At 74.4% G+C, this 13,724-nt stretch carries 13 protein-coding genes; 2 read left to right on the forward strand and 11 right to left on the reverse strand.

All coding sequences use genetic code 11. The features are described from left to right. Positions 1-28: 28 nt before the first annotated feature. Positions 29-376: an ArsR/SmtB family transcription factor gene (locus tag DEJ43_RS03705; protein ID WP_015031970.1), complete on the reverse strand. Its 348-nt coding sequence runs from the start codon at positions 374-376 to the stop codon at positions 29-31. 183 nt (positions 377-559) lie between these two features. Further along, positions 560-946, reverse strand: a complete 387-nt coding sequence (locus DEJ43_RS03710) for an STAS domain-containing protein (protein ID WP_015031971.1) — start codon at positions 944-946, stop codon at positions 560-562. Here DEJ43_RS03710 and DEJ43_RS03715 point away from each other — a divergent pair. Beyond that, positions 945-1,766 carry an NADPH-dependent F420 reductase gene (locus DEJ43_RS03715; RefSeq protein WP_078508857.1) on the forward strand — a complete coding sequence of 274 codons (822 nt, stop codon included), beginning with the start codon at positions 945-947 and terminating at the stop codon, positions 1,764-1,766. The genes DEJ43_RS03710 and DEJ43_RS03715 overlap by 2 nt on opposite strands. Here the strand turns inward: DEJ43_RS03715 and DEJ43_RS03720 are convergent. From DEJ43_RS03720 to DEJ43_RS03745, 6 genes are all read right to left on the reverse strand, one after another. Then, a complete protein-coding gene (locus tag DEJ43_RS03720) occupies positions 1,756-2,424 on the reverse strand; it encodes an isochorismatase family protein (protein ID WP_015031973.1) in 669 nt (222 codons plus the stop codon). The genes DEJ43_RS03715 and DEJ43_RS03720 overlap by 11 nt on opposite strands. A 56-nt stretch (positions 2,425-2,480) precedes the next feature. Beyond that, positions 2,481-2,915: an STAS domain-containing protein gene (locus tag DEJ43_RS03725; protein WP_015031974.1), complete on the reverse strand. Its 435-nt coding sequence runs from the start codon at positions 2,913-2,915 to the stop codon at positions 2,481-2,483. Positions 2,916-3,102: 187 nt separating this feature from the next. Continuing rightward, positions 3,103-3,543 (reverse strand): nuclear transport factor 2 family protein, encoded by a 441-nt coding sequence (locus DEJ43_RS03730; RefSeq protein WP_015031975.1) that lies wholly within the window; start codon positions 3,541-3,543, stop codon positions 3,103-3,105. A gap of 41 nt (positions 3,544-3,584) precedes the next feature. Then, the gene (locus tag DEJ43_RS03735; protein WP_015031976.1) at positions 3,585-4,916 is read right to left on the reverse strand and encodes a DUF418 domain-containing protein; all 1,332 of its coding nucleotides are present in this window, start codon (positions 4,914-4,916) and stop codon (positions 3,585-3,587) included. 57 nt (positions 4,917-4,973) lie between these two features. Further along, positions 4,974-6,224 (reverse strand): sialidase family protein, encoded by a 1,251-nt coding sequence (locus DEJ43_RS03740; protein ID WP_418361350.1) that lies wholly within the window; start codon positions 6,222-6,224, stop codon positions 4,974-4,976. Positions 6,225-6,392: 168 nt separating this feature from the next. Then, complete coding sequence (locus DEJ43_RS03745; RefSeq protein WP_015031978.1) at positions 6,393-7,805, reverse strand: aminopeptidase P family protein; 1,413 nt, start codon at positions 7,803-7,805, stop codon at positions 6,393-6,395. A 148-nt stretch (positions 7,806-7,953) separates the two neighbouring features. Here DEJ43_RS03745 and DEJ43_RS03750 point away from each other — a divergent pair, with 148 nt between their 5' ends. Next, a complete protein-coding gene (locus DEJ43_RS03750) occupies positions 7,954-8,937 on the forward strand; it encodes a helix-turn-helix domain-containing protein (protein WP_015031979.1) in 984 nt (327 codons plus the stop codon). On the opposite strand, the gene DEJ43_RS03755 is transcribed toward DEJ43_RS03750, so the two are convergent. The 3 genes from DEJ43_RS03755 to DEJ43_RS03765 all read right to left on the reverse strand — a co-directional run bounded on the left by DEJ43_RS03755 (position 8,885) and on the right by DEJ43_RS03765 (position 13,722). After that, positions 8,885-10,987: a prolyl oligopeptidase family serine peptidase gene (locus tag DEJ43_RS03755; RefSeq protein ID WP_015031980.1), complete on the reverse strand. Its 2,103-nt coding sequence runs from the start codon at positions 10,985-10,987 to the stop codon at positions 8,885-8,887. The two genes, DEJ43_RS03750 and DEJ43_RS03755, sit on opposite strands and share 53 nt — an antisense overlap. A 4-nt stretch (positions 10,988-10,991) precedes the next feature. Beyond that, positions 10,992-11,540: a nitrobindin family protein gene (locus DEJ43_RS03760; protein WP_015031981.1), complete on the reverse strand. Its 549-nt coding sequence runs from the start codon at positions 11,538-11,540 to the stop codon at positions 10,992-10,994. Positions 11,541-11,655: 115 nt separating this feature from the next. After that, entirely contained in the window at positions 11,656-13,722 is a 2,067-nt protein-coding gene (locus DEJ43_RS03765; RefSeq protein ID WP_015031982.1) for an iron ABC transporter permease, read from the reverse strand. Between the last annotated feature and the right edge of the window lie 2 nt (positions 13,723-13,724).

Consider the following 13,724-nt stretch of genomic DNA (forward strand, 5'->3'; position numbering starts at 1 on the left):
TTCCCGCACCCCCGGCGGTCACCGTGGCTCAGGGTGCCGGTTCCCGGGGCGGTGTGGTGTGGAGGGCCGCGAGGAGTTCCGTCTGGTTCGTCAGAACGCCGCAGAGGATCGTGCGGGCGGTCCGCAGCAGGTCGGCCACCTGGTGGCTCGTCAGTGCGTAGTAGACGGCCGTGCCCTCCCGTCGGGCGACGACCAGGTTCGCCCGGCGCAGGACGGCCAACTGCTGGGAAAGGTAGGCCGGTTCGACCCGAGTGTCGCGGAGCATCTCGGCGACCCCGTGCTCCCGCTCGCTCAGCAGTTCCAGGACGCGGATGCGGACGGGGTGCCCCAGCGTCTTGAAGAACTCCGCCTTCAGTTGGTAGAGCGGCGCGCTCATCGCACCCACCCCGCGCGTCCCGTCGTCCCAGCCCTCAGCACCATGCCCCCATCCTCGCGCCTGCCGGGGCGGACGGCACAACCCGCGCCGCACTCACCCGCGGCGCGACGGCCCGGCCCCGCCCGGAACCCCCTCGGACGGTACGGCAGTTGGACGGTCCGGCGGCCGGAATCCTCCGAAAGCTCAGGCGGTCGGCCACGCGTCGCTGCGCCAGGCCCGCTGCTCCGCGCCCGCGCCGCGGTGCGCGGCGAGCGCGGCGGCGAGGTCGGGGTGGACGGGCATCGGGGCGCCGTCGCCGCCCGGCACGAGGGAGCCGTCGGCGGGGATCGCGGCGAGTTCGAGGGTCCGGCCGGCGGACCGCAGCCGGAGGGCGGCCTCGGCCACGGCGAGCTGCCCGCCCGCCGACCAGCCCCGCAGCCGGGTCAGGTCGAGCACGACGGGTCCCGTGCCGCGCGCGACCGCCCATCCCACGGCCCCGGTGAACCGTCCCACGGCGTCGGCTCCGAGGAACCCGGCCAAGGACAGTACGCCCAGGTCCTGCTGGACGGTGTAGCGCCATTCGATGGTCATGCGGGTCGCCATCCTTCTCGCACGGGCACGGCCCGACCAGGATGTAGCGAATTGCAGAATTTTGCAATTATCCGATCGCGTGGGCAGGAACAAACCGGCGGACCGAGGAGCTGCAACGAGCAACCGCTGCACACAGCAGGAACGGACAGAAGGAAGCACCATGAAGATCGGCATCATCGGCGCCGGCAACATCGGCGGCAATCTGACCCGTCGCCTCGCCGCCCTCGGTCACGACGTGTCCGTGGCCAACTCCCGGGGCCCCGAGACGCTCGCGGCGCTGGCCGAGGAGACGGGCGCCACCGCGGTCGCGGCAACCGAGGCGGCGCGCGGCGCCGAGGTCGTCGTCGTCACCGTCCCGCTCAAGAACGTCCCGGACCTTCCGGCGGGTGTCCTCGACGGCGCCGCCGACGGCTTCGTCGTGATCGACACCAACAACTACTACCCCCAGCGGGACGGCCGGATCGCCGCCATCGAGGACGACGGTCTCACCGAGAGCCGCTGGACCGAGGGCCACCTCGGCCACCCGGTGGTCAAGGCCTTCAACGGCACGTACGCGCAGGACATCCTGGACCGACCGCTGCCCGCCGGCGACCCCGGCCAGCTCGCGCTGCCCGTCGCGGGCGACGACGACGCGGCCAAGCGGAAGGTGCGTGCCCTCATCGACGAACTGGGCTTCGACACGGTGGACGCGGGCGGGATCGACGAGTCCTGGCGCCAGCAGCCCGGCACGCCCGTCTACGGCCTCCGGGAAGGCGTGGAGGCCGTGACGAAGGCCCTCGCCGAGGCCTCCCCCGAGCGTCCGGCGGACTTCAGGGGCTGAGCCACCGCTCCCCGGCGGGCTTCGTGAACGTCACGTCGGCCGCCCGTACGGTGACCTCCGCGTCGCTCCCGAGGGCGTACGCCGCGACCCGGGAGACCACCGCCGCCGGAACGGCCTCGCTGACGCCGGGCACGGCCGGGACGTCCTGGGTCGCGTGGGCGTCGTGCGGGACGACCACCCGGTAGCCGCGCGCCAGCGCCGTACGGGCCGTCGCGTGGACGCACATCTCCGACATCACACCGCAGACGGCGACCGCCCGGACTCCCGCGTCCGCGAGGACCACGCCCAGCGCGGTCTCCTCGAAGCCGTCGTCGTACGGTTTGCGGATCACCGTCTCCCTGGGGCCGGGCTCGACGGGGTGGTGCAACTCCCAGCCCGGCGTGTGGGGTTCGTCCTCCGCGCCGGGCGGTCCGTCGTTCTGCAGGTGGACGACGAGCGCCCCGTCCCGGCGCGCCCGCGCGATCAGGTCCGTCGTCCGGTCCACCAGCCGCTCGGCGGCGGGCACGGCCCCGTCCCCGGTGACGAACGCGGACTGCACGTCCACGACGATCAGCGCGTCGACGGGAGGGGCGGGCGGGGCGGTCGCGCCGTGCGGCGCGGTCTCGGCGGACGAGGTGGTCACGGCGTGCGGGGCGGTCTCGGTGCGCGGGCTGCTCATCCGGACATCATCGTTCTCGCACGCCCCCGCCGCCACGGAATTCGGCCCGCCGGCCGTCAGTCGGGGTTCGCCGCCCACGAGACGGGCCTGGTGACGCCGGGCTCGGACAGGCGGGGGTCCAGCGGGTCCGGCGGGCCGGGCTGAGACTCGGCGTCGTCGGGGCGCGGGGGTTCCGGGCGCAGGAGTTCGTCGAGGGCCGTCAGGCGGATGAGCCGGAGGATCCACGGCTGGTCGCAGACGAGCCGCCAGCGCGCGCCGTTCTGGCGGGTGCGTCCGGCACAGTGGGCGAGGAGGCCGAGTCCGGTGGCGTCGCAGAAGGTGAGGCGCCGGATGTCGACGGTCAGGGCGTCGGACTCCCGGACGAGGGCGTCCAGCTCGGGCCGCAGGTGCCGTACGAGGACGAGGTCGAGCTCACCGCGGAGGACGGCGACGGTGTCACCGCCGGTCGAGCGGACGACGAGGTACGGGTCATGACGGGGGATCAGCTGCATCGGACGCTCCACAGGGTGGCTCCATGTGTCGCTTCGAGCGTGGCCGCCCCGCCGCCGGGAGGGACGTTTCGCCTTGGCCGCTGTCACCTGAATCGGTGAACGGCCGGGCCGTCCGATCTCGACCGTACGCCCGATCTCCACGTCCGCGTACGAGCGCCGCCGCTCCCCCGCCGTCCTCAGCCGTCGCTCACCGCTCGCCGTCGGCGGGCGTCCCCGCCGACCCGGCCGACGCCTCGGCTCCGCCGAAGGCCTCCGCCTTGACGCGGTCGAACTGGGCGCCCATGGCGGCGGACAGGGCCTGCGCGGCGGACAGGGGCCGGACCATGACCATGAAGTCGTCGATCTTGCCCTCCTCGTCCATGTGGAGGAAGTCGCAGCCGTTGATCTCCATGTCGCCGACCTTCGCCGTGAAGACGAGGGCGTGGTCCCGGCCGTCCGCGCTCGCGATCTCCCGTACGTAGCGGAAGTCGGAGAAGACGCGCATGACCGCGCGCAGGATCGCCGCCGTGATGGCCTTGCCGGGGTACGGCCGGAAGGCCACCGGGCTGGTGAAGACGACGTCCTCGGCGAGGAGCGCCTCGACGGCGGCGTGGTCCATGGCCTCGACGGCCTTGCGGAAGGGGTGCACGGCAGGCTCCTATGCAACTTGTTGATTAGGTGCACTTGCAGCTAACCGCATCCTCCGGGCCGCGTCCAGGCCCCACGTCCAGGCCGTCCGTCCTGGGCCTCCCGGCGCAGCGGCGGGACGCTCAGCGTCGTCCAGGCGCGCAGCGCCCACTCGACCGGGCCGCTCCGGTACCTGCGGAGCCACCACCGGCTCGCCACGACCTGCGCGGCGAAGAGCGCGAGGGCGATCGCCAGGACGCCCGCCGGCGGCACCCGGCCGACGAGGCCCGCCCCGTACCCGGTGAACAGCAGGGCGCACACGAGGGACTGGGTGAGGTAGCCGGTCAGCGTCATGCTGCCGACCGGGCCGAGCAGGGCCACCGTCCGCCGGCCGAACCGCCCCTGGGTGAGCCGGAGCACCGTGGCGCCGTACGCCGCAGAGAGCAGCGGCGCGGTGAGCAGGTCGATCCCGATGGCGAGGATCTGGAACGCGTCCCCCGCGTCCGCCAGGTTCCCCCAGGCGTACACGCCGGCCCCGAGGAGTCCCACCGTGAAGCCCGCCCACTGGAGCCGGACCAGGGTCGCGCGGTGGCGGGCGAGGTCGCCGAGGGCACGCGCCCGCCCGGCCGCGAGGCCGAGGAAGAAGGCCGCGAGGCTGGCCGGTGCCTGGAGGAAGATCAGCGCGAACACGAACTCGGAGAGCTCCGCGAGGTGCTGGCCGATCACCGAGCCGGGACCGCCGCGCAGCGCCTGCGTGGCCCGCTCGGCCTCCGCCGCCGCACCCGCGTCGGGGACGTCCGCCCCGCCCATCAGGAACACGCCCGCCGCGAGCAGGAGGTAGAGGGAGGCGGTCACGGTCAGCAGGATCACGGCGGTGCGGACGGCGGCGCGAGGGCGGACCCGGCGGGCCGCGAACAGGATCAGGCCGAGGAGCGCGTACGTGGTGAGGATGTCACCGGAGAACAGCAGGACGGCGTGCAGCACCCCGAGGACGAAGAGGCCTGTGAGACGCCGCAGGAAGCGCGGGGCGAAGCGGACGCCGTCCCGCTCGGCGGAGGCCAGCTGGAGGGTGAAGCTGTAGCCGAAGAGGAACGAGAAGAGCAGGAAGAACTTCGACTCGAAGAACAGCGCGACGAACCACCGGACCGCGCCGTCGAGCGGCGAGTCGAAGCCGGGCTCCGCCAGGCCGACCCCGTGGTACGCCGACGCCTGGAAGCCGATGTTGACGAGCAGGATCCCCAGCAGGGCGAAGCCGCGCAGGGCGTCGACCTGCGCGAGCCGCGCGCCCGGCCGTTCGCCGCCGCCCTCTCCGGCACCACCGGCACCGCCGGCACTTCCCGCACGTCCGACCGGCCCGTCGTCGGCACCCGGTTCCGCCGCCGCTGACAGCGTCATTTTCTTCCCCCCGTACTTCTCGATCGACACATGATCGTATCGATCGCGGACGGGCCGTCAGGCCGGGCCGCCGCCCGGGCCGGTCACCGCCGCCAGCGGAACGCGCCGGAACTCCAGCGTCTCGTACGGGCTCTTCGTCCCCGTCTCGTGAAGCAGTCCGATCGTCTCCCCGTCCAGCTGGACCAGGTCCGAGTACGCGCCCTTCCGCCCGGACACGGTCAGCGTCCTCGTGAAGGTCAGCCCGCCGTCGCGGCTGCTCCAGAGGGCCGGTGCGACCCGGGCGTCCGGGACCGACGGGGCCGAGAACAGCAGCGTGCCGCCCGGCCCGCCCACGTACAGGAGACTGCCCTGCACCACGGGCACGGCGTCCAGGGCGGGTTGCGGCGCGAAGGGGCGCTCGATGCTCAGGCCGCCGTCGCCGGACGTGGTGTCCGCGCGGTTGCCCGGGCCGTTCCCCAGCTGGTCGCGTGCGCTGAAGTACAGCCTGCCGTCGGGGAGTTCCGCCACGGCCGACTCGTTGGCGTTGACCTGCCCGTCGTAGGTGTCGTCGACGAAGCCGAGGCGCCAGGACCTGCCGCCGTCGTCGCTGTAGAGCGCGTGGGCCCCGTAGTACCGGGGTTCGCGGCCGGTGTCGGCCGAGCCTTCGGGCGGCGCCGCCGAGTGGTTGGCGGGGACGACCAGCCGCCCCGCGTGCGGGCCGTGGCGGAGGGTCACGGCGTGGCCGGGCCCGGTGGCGTACCAGCGCCAGCCGGGCCGTTTCACCTGGGCCGTGATCTCCCTCGGCGCCGAGAACGTCCGGCCGTCGTCGGCGCTGCGCTGCACGAAGACCCGGCGGCCGCGCGCCGCCGGGACCTGGCCGGCGAGGATCCGGCTCTCCGTCGCCTCGGCGCCGTTGAAGGAGCTGACGAGGACCACGTCGCCGGTGCGCGGGTCCACCACCGGGGCGGGGTTGCCACGGGTGTCGCCCCGGCCGTCGGCGGCGATCCGCTGGGGCTCCCAGGTGCAGCCGCCGTCCTCCGACCGCCGCACGACGATGTCGATGGCGCCGCTGTCACCGCCGCCGGCCGCCCGTCCCTCGGCGAAGGCCAGCACCGTGCCGGCCGGGGTCCGCACGACGGCCGGGATGCGGTAGCCGACGTACCCGCCGGCCCCCGCGGTGAACGGGACGGAGGTCGTGCAGCCGGCGCCCGGCCCCGCACGGCCGGGCGCCGGCTCCCCCCGTCCCGATGGTTCCGTCAGCCCCGCGACGAGCAGCCCCGCCGCCACGACGACGGCTGCCGCCGCCGCTCCCACGGCTCCACGCCCCACGGGTGCCCCCTGCCGTTCCGCCGCCGCTCCGGCGCGTCGCGGCTCACCGGCCGAAGATCACCTCCGTGGGAGACCACGGCCTGAACACCCGGACAACACCGGACCGCGCGGAGGCGAAATCCGCGGAGGTACGAGCCGTGGCCGCGCGGCGCGGCTGCCTGCGGGGTGTCAGCCCGCGAACTCCGCCATCCACGCCTCCACCTCGGACGAGGAGCGCGGGAGTCCCGCCGACAGGTTCTCGTGGCCGTCCTCGGTGACCACGAGGTCGTCCTCGATGCGGACGCCGATGCCGCGCCACTCCTCCGGCACGGTGAGGTCGTCGGGCTGGAAGTAGAGCCCGGGCTCGACGGTGAGCACCATGCCCGGTTCGAGGACGCCGTCGACGTACTCCGCCGTGCGGGCCTGCGCGCAGTCGTGGACGTCGAGGCCGAGCATGTGGCCGGTGCCGGCCATGGTGAAGCGGCGCTGGAGACCGAGGGCGTACGCGCGGTCGACCGGGCCCTCGATGAAGCCCCACTCGACGAGGCGCGCCGTCAGGTGCCGCTGGGACGCCTCGTGGAAGTCGCGGTACGGGGCGCCCGGCTTCACCGCGGCCATGCCGGCCTCCTGCGCCTCGTACACCGCGTCGTACACCTGGCGCTGGACCGGGGTGAAGGTGCCGCTGATGGGCAGGGTGCGGGTGACGTCGGCGGTGTAGAGGGAGTGGGTCTCCACGCCGGCGTCGAGGAGGAGGAGTTCGCCGGGGCGGACCGGGCCGTCGTTGTCCGTCCAGTGCATGATCGTGGCGTGCTCGCCGGCGGCGCAGATGGAGCCGTAGCCGACGGCGTTGCCCTCCAGACGGGCCCGGCGGAAGAAGGTGCCCTCGATCCAGCGCTCGGAGGAGGCGACGGCCCGGGAGAGCTCGCCCACGCAGTCGGTGAAGCCGCGGACGGTGGAATCGACGGCCTTGCGCATCTCGCCGAGTTCCCAGGCGTCCTTGACGAGCCGCAGTTCGGAGAGCGCCTCCTCCAGCTCGTCGTCGCGGTCCTCGTCGGTGCTGACGGCGGCTTCGAGGGCGGGGTCGTGGCCGCGGACGATCCGGGTGGGCACGCCGGTGACGGCGGCCAGGTCGGCGGCGGCGCCGCGGACGTCGCGGCAGGGCAGTCCGAGGAGGATCTCGGACTCGGCGAGGGTGCGGCGGCGGCCCATCCACAGTTCGGCGGTGTAGCCGATCCAGAACTCGTCGTTCTCCCGGCTGTCGCGGGGCAACTGGTAGCAGTAGGCGTCGTGGCCGCCGTCCGCGCGGGGTTCGAGCACCAGGGCCCCGTCGCGGGCCTGGTCGCCGGTCATGTGCACATAGCCGGTGTACGGGCGGAAGGGGTACGTGTCGTCGTTGGAGCGGGTCTTCAGGTTGCCGGAGGGGATGACGAGCCGTTCGCCGGGGAAGCGCGCGGAGAGCGCGGCGCGGCGGGCGGCCGCGTACGGCGCCTGCTCGGCGGGCTCGGTCCCGCGCCGCTCGCTGTTCGCCCAGCCGGTGCGCATGAGGCGGGAGAGTTCCTCGGAGACGCCTTCGTAGAGGCCGTTCTTGCGACCCTTCGCCACGTCCTGCTCCTTCTTCCGGATGAGTGCCTGGTAACGCCGTGGTGCGACGGCTCCCGGACGGTACTGCGCCGGGAGCGCCCCGGTTGCCGAAGACCGCCACTGGCACGGATCGGACACGGGCGGGCGCGGCGGAGCCGATAATCGACGCATGGCGAACGAGAGACTCGGCGAGGCCCTGCGACTCCTGGGCATCGGCCCGGAGGCGGTGCGGGTCTACCGCTCGCTCCTGGAGCTCGGGCCCGCGCCGCTGGCCGATGTCGGCGCGGCGGCCGGTTTGGCGGGGGCCGAGCTGGCGGCCGCGTACGGGGAGCTGGTCGCTTCGGGGCTCGCGAGCGCCGCCGAGGCGGGGCGGGACACGGTGGCGCCGGTGCCGCCGGCCGCCGGCCTGGAGATCCTCGGGCGGCGGCGGGCCGCCGAGCTCGACGAGTCCCGGATCACCGTCGGCGGCGCGTTCGACGCGTTCCGCCGGCAGCGGCTCACCGGATACCAGGACCCGCTGGTGGAGGTCGTCACGGGGGACGCCATCGGGCTCCGGATGCGCCAGGCGTGGACGAGCGCCCGGGAGCAGATCCGGCAGCTGGACTCACCGCCGTACTTCCCGCTGGACGGCGCCACGGAGGACGCGCTGGCGACGCTGGCGCGCGGGGTGACGCAGCGGGTCGTCTACTCGCGGGAGTCGCTGGAGCACCCGGGGCAGCTGGAGAACTCCATCGAGCCCTGCATCGAGGCCGGGGAGCAGGCGCGGGTGCTGCCGTCGGTGCCGGTCAAGCTGGTGATCATCGACGACGCGTACGCGCTGGTCGCCCTGTCGATCAGGGAGACCGACGTGTACAACACGATGCTGGTCGTGCAGCCGTGCGGGCTGCTGTCCGCGCTGGTGGCGCTGTTCGAACAGGCCTGGCAGAACGCGCTGCCGTTCCACGGCCGTTCGGCGCGGCCGGCGGGGCTGCTGCCCGCCGACCGCCGGCTGCTGCGGCTGCTCGCGGCGGGGGCGGGCGACGAGGTGATCGCCCGGGAGCTCGGGGTCAGCCGTCGGACGCTCTTCCGCCGCGTGCAGGTCCTGATGGCCCGCCTGGGTGCTACAAGCCGGTTCCAGATGGCGCTGCAGGCACAGCGCTCGGGCTGGCTGTGAGCGGGCCGGGGACGGTCGGCGACCCGGGGGCCGCGAGCTGCTGCCACAGATAGGTGTGGACGAGCGCGCTGTTGTGGGCGGCCTGTTCGTTGTCTCCGGCGCCCGCGTGGCCCCCGCCGGTGTTCTCGTAGAAGAGCACCCGGTGGCCGAGTTCCCGCAGCCGGGCGGCCGTCTTCCGGGCGTGTCCGGGGTGGACGCGATCGTCGCGGGTCGACGTCATGAGGAGGACCGGCGGATAGGGCCGGTCCGCCGCCAGCAGGTGGTACGGGGAGATCGCGGCGAGGTGGGGGCGGTCGGCGGGGTCGTCCGGGTCGCCGTACTCGGCGATCCAGGAGGCGCCCGCGAGCAGCTTGTGGAAGCGGGTCATGTCGAGCAGCGGCACCTGGGCGACGATCGCGCCGAACAGCTCCGGGTGGCGGGTGAGCATCGCGCCCATGAGGAGTCCGCCGTTGCTGCCGCCCTTCGCGCCCAGCATGGCGGGGGTGGTGATGCCGCGCGCGACGAGGTCCTTCGCGACGGCGGCGAAGTCCTCGAAGGCCCGGGGGCGTTCGGCGCCGAGCGCGGCCTGGTGCCAGTCGGGGCCGTACTCGCCGCCGCCGCGGATGTTCGCGATGACGTAGGTGCCGCCGCGCTCCAGCCACGCGCGGCCGGTCACCGCCGCGTACGACGGGGTGAGGGACACCTCGAACCCGCCGTAGCCGTAGAGCAGCGCGGGGCCCGGGCCGGGCGTGGTGGTGCGGTCGGGGCCGATGACGAAGTACGGCACGCGGGTGCCGTCGGCGGAGGTCGCGAAGTGCTGCCCGACGGTGAGGCCGGTGGTGTCGAAGCGGTGCGGGGCCTGCTTGAGCACCTCGGTCCCGGCGCCGATCCGGCCGAGGTGGAGGGTGGAGGGCTGGAGGAACCCGGACACGTCGAGGAAGTACTCGTCGGACTCGTCCGGGTCGGTGTCGACGACGCTGACGGCGGAGAGTTCGGGGACCCCGACGAGCGGCTCCCGGGTCCAGCCGCCCTCGGCGGCGGGCGTGAGCACCTCGATCCGGGTGCTGACGTCCCGCATGGTCTCCAGGATGAGGTGGTTGCGGGTCCAGGTGTGCCCGGCGAGGGCGGTCCGCGCGTCGGGGGTGAACAGCACCTCGGGTGTGCGGTCGCCGGCCAGGAAGGCGTCGAAGCCGAAGGCGAGGAGGGAGCCGGTCGGCTGCCCGAGCCAGGGGGACTTCAGGGTGACGATCAGGTACTGCCGGTGGGCGTAGGCGTCGGCGTCGTCCGGTACGTCGATCCGTACGCGGGTGCCGTCGGGCCGCAGCAGGTGGGTCTCGCTCCGGAAGAAGTCCGGCGAGCGCCCGACGAACTCCCGCTCGAAGCCGGGCGTGGAGTCCCGGTAGCCCCAGGCGGCGACGTCCGCCCGCTCGCCCTCGTAGACGAGCTCGGACGCCTCGACGGGTGTCCCGCGCCGCCAGCGGCGCACGGTGCGCGGATAGCCGGAGTCGGTCAGCGAGTCCGGTCCCAGGTCCGTCCCGACGAGGACGGTGTCGGGTCCGGCCCAGCCGATCCGGGTCTTCGCCTCGGGCAGCCGGAAGCCGTCGGCGACGAACTCCCGGGTCCCGAGGTCGAATTCGCGCACCACGACGGCGTCCCCGCCGTCGCGCGAGAGCCGGACGAGGGCGCGGTCGAAGTCCGGGCGGCGGACGTTCGCCCCGTCCCAGACCCACTTCTCGCCCTCGGCCTCGGCCAGCGCGTCGACGTCGAGCAGCACCTCCCAGTCGGGCTCGTCCTGCCGGTACGACTCCAGGGTCGTGCGCCGCCACAGCCCGCGCACATGCCCGGCGTCACGCCAGAAGTTGTAGAGGTACGCGCCGCGCCGCACGGTGTAGGGAATGCGGTCGGAGGCGTCGAGCACCTCCCGCAGCCGGGCCTTCAGCGGACCGAAGCCGTCGTCCGCGGTCACCGCCCCGGCCGTCTCGGCGTTCCGCTCGGCCACCCATGCGAGCGCGGCCTCGCCCGAGATGTCCTCCAGCCACAGGTACGGGTCGTCCTCGCTCGCGTTCCGCATGGTGCTACTTCCCGTCCTCGCGTCGCAGTCGTGCCGAAAGGTGGTGCTGCAGCCGCTGTCCGACGGCCGCCAGGTCGTGGACGAAGTCGAGGGTGTCGCCGTCCGTCAGGGTGTAGCGGCGGCGGGTGGCCTCGACGTGCTTGGCCGTGGGGGCCAGCGCGACCGTGTGGGTGGTGAGGTCGACCGCGCCGTCCTCCACCCGGCCGACCATGATCTCGGCGATCCCGGTGGGCTGGGTGATCAGCGCCTCGATCAGCCCCTCCGGCTTGAGCCGCCACCAGCCGCTCTCACGGGCCGCCGGGCGCAGCGGGGCGCCGTCGGCGCCGGTCAGCCAGGCGCGCGCCTCGTAGTGCAGGAAGGGCCGGCCGTCGTGGCTGAAGGTGACCTCCTGGGCGTACGTGAAGTCCTCGGCGAGCGTCGGGTACTCGCCCCGTCCCGTACCGGTCCAGGTGCCGAGCAGCCCGGTCACCGGCGCGAGCAGCTCGTGCGGCGCGGGTGCGGCGTCCGGCCGGAGGGCGTCGGGGTACGGGTGCTGCCGTTCGCGGTCGGTCATCGTGAGTGCTCCTGGGTCGGGTCCTCTGCCGGAGGGCAGCTTAGGTCGTCCGCCCTCCGGCCCGACGGCCGAGACACCCGGCTGGGCCCGTCCGACCCTGATCCGCCGGACAGCTCTAGCGCCGCGTCCGTACCAGCAGGTACAGGAAGTACGGGGTGCCGACGATCGCGGTCATCACGCCCGCGCCGAGCTGGGCCGGGGCGATCACCGTGCGGCCGACGAGGTCGGCGGTGCACACCAGGACGGCGCCGAGGAGCACCGCGACGGGCACCACGCGCGCGTGCTGCCGGCCGACGAGGGCGCGGGCCGCGTGCGGGGCGACGAGGCCGACGAAGCCGATGGTGCCGGCGGCGGCGACGGCGGTGGCGCTGAGCAGGACGGCGAGGGCGAGGAAGCCCAGGCGGCCGCGGCCCAGGTGGAGGCCGAGGAGGCGCGGGGTGTCCTCGTCGAGTGACACCAGGTCGAGTTCGGTGCGCCGGGCGGCCGCGACGACCACGCCCACGGTGAGGACCGCGGCCAGCGGCACGACGTCGGGCAGGGTCCGCCCGTACGTGGAGCCCGAGAGCCAGGTCAGCGCCTTGATCGCGTTGAACGGGTCGGTGAGGATCACCAGCAGGCTGATCAGGGCCGATGCCCCGGTGGCGACGCCGAAGCCGACGAGGACGAGCCTGTTCTGCCGGAAGCCGCCCTTCGCGGCGAGGCCGAAGACGAGGACGGAGCTGACGGCGGCGCCGGCGAAGGCGGCGCCGGCCACGCCCCACGATCCGGCGGCCGGCACGGTGGTGACGAGCAGGACCGCGCCGAGCGCGGCTCCGTTGGAGACGCCCAGGATGCCGGGTTCGGCGAGCGGGTTGCGGGTCACGGCCTGGACGAGGGTGCCGGCCAGGGCGAGCGCGGAGCCCGCGAGCAGGGCGGCGAGGACGCGGGGGACGCGCGTCTCCAGGACGAACGCGGTGGTCCGGCCCGCCTTGCCCTGGGCCCAGTTCAGGACGTCGCCGAGCAGCAGCTTGGCGTCGCCGAGGAGCAGGGCCGCGACGACCACGCCGACCAGGACGACGACCAGGGCGGCGGTGGTGGCGAGGAAGACGCCCCGGCCGCGGATCCGCAGCCGGTCGGGCGCGTCGGCCGCCGCGGTGTCGCGGGACCGGGTCGCCATGACGACGAGGAAGAGCGCGCCGACGAGGCTGGTGACGACCCCGGTCGGGACGGCGACGGCCACGTCCGAAGGGACGAGGACGCGCAGGACGACGTCGGAGCCGAGTACCAGGGCCGCGCCGACGAGGCCCGCGACGGGCAGGCCGCCCCGGGTCCGGGTGAAGCCGCGGAACCTGCGGGCGAGCGGCCGGACGAGCGCGGGCGCGCACAGGCCGACGAAGCCGATGGGGCCGGCGAGGGTGACCGCGGCCGTGGAGAGCAGCGCGGCGAGGACGACGGCGGTCAGCCGGGTGGCGCGGACGGGGACGCCGAGGCCGCGGGCGGCGTCGTCGCCGAGGGCGAGGGCGTCGATCCGGCGGGCGAGGAGCAGCAGTCCGACGAGTCCGGCGACGGCGATCGGCAGCATCTGGAGGACGCCGTCGAAGCCGTTCTGGGCGATGCTGCCCTGGTTCCAGTGGCGGATGCCGTCGGTCTGCAGGGGGAACAGCAGGAGCAGGCCCTCGGTGAGCGCGGTGAGGCCGAGGGTGAGGGCGCTGCCCGCGAGGACGAGCCGGACGGTGCCGGTGCCGAGGCCGGAGAGGCCGAGGACGACGGCGGCCGCGGCGAGGCCGCCGATGAAGGCGACGCCCGAGGAGGCGATCAGGGGCAGCGAGACACCGGTGACGGTGACCACGCTGAGCGCGAAGTAGGAGCCCGCGTTGACCGCGAGGGTGTCGGGCGAGGCGAGGACGTTGCGGCTGACGGCCTGCAGGGCGGCGCCCGCCATGCCGAGGACGGCGCCGACGAGCAGCCCCGCGGCCGCTCGGGGCAGCCGGGAGGCGATGACGACGGACGCGTCGGCCGGGTCGGCCCGGCCGGTGAGTGCCTTCCACACCTCGGGGGCGCCGACCGCGGCCGTGCCCTGGGTGAGGTCCACGATCGCGAGGGCGGCGACGAGAAGGAGGAGAGCGGCCGTCACCGGGGCCGCGCCCGTCCGGGACGTGGCCGCCGGCGGACGGGTGGCGGGGGTGGTTGCGGTGACGGCCATGG

Source organism: Streptomyces venezuelae ATCC 10712 (assembly GCF_008639165.1).
Classification (GTDB): Bacteria; Actinomycetota; Actinomycetes; order Streptomycetales; family Streptomycetaceae; genus Streptomyces; species Streptomyces venezuelae.

Excerpts from the sequence above, each read along its gene's own strand:
- DEJ43_RS03705 (WP_015031970.1), bottom strand. The coding sequence starts at position 376 with ATGAGCGCGCCGCTCTACCAACTGAAGGCGGAGTTCTTCAAGACGCTG.
- DEJ43_RS03725 (WP_015031974.1), bottom strand. The coding sequence starts at position 2,915 with ATGCAGCTGATCCCCCGTCATGACCCGTACCTCGTCGTCCGCTCGACC.
- DEJ43_RS03755 (WP_015031980.1), bottom strand. The coding sequence starts at position 10,987 with ATGCGGAACGCGAGCGAGGACGACCCGTACCTGTGGCTGGAGGACATC.
- DEJ43_RS03720 (WP_015031973.1), bottom strand. The coding sequence starts at position 2,424 with ATGAGCAGCCCGCGCACCGAGACCGCCCCGCACGCCGTGACCACCTCG.
- DEJ43_RS03750 (WP_015031979.1), top strand. The coding sequence starts at position 7,954 with ATGGCGAACGAGAGACTCGGCGAGGCCCTGCGACTCCTGGGCATCGGC.
- DEJ43_RS03735 (WP_015031976.1), bottom strand. The coding sequence starts at position 4,916 with ATGACGCTGTCAGCGGCGGCGGAACCGGGTGCCGACGACGGGCCGGTC.
- DEJ43_RS03715 (WP_078508857.1), top strand. The coding sequence starts at position 945 with ATGCGGGTCGCCATCCTTCTCGCACGGGCACGGCCCGACCAGGATGTA.
- DEJ43_RS03765 (WP_015031982.1), bottom strand. The coding sequence starts at position 13,722 with ATGGCCGTCACCGCAACCACCCCCGCCACCCGTCCGCCGGCGGCCACG.
- DEJ43_RS03760 (WP_015031981.1), bottom strand. The coding sequence starts at position 11,540 with ATGACCGACCGCGAACGGCAGCACCCGTACCCCGACGCCCTCCGGCCG.
- DEJ43_RS03710 (WP_015031971.1), bottom strand. The coding sequence starts at position 946 with ATGACCATCGAATGGCGCTACACCGTCCAGCAGGACCTGGGCGTACTG.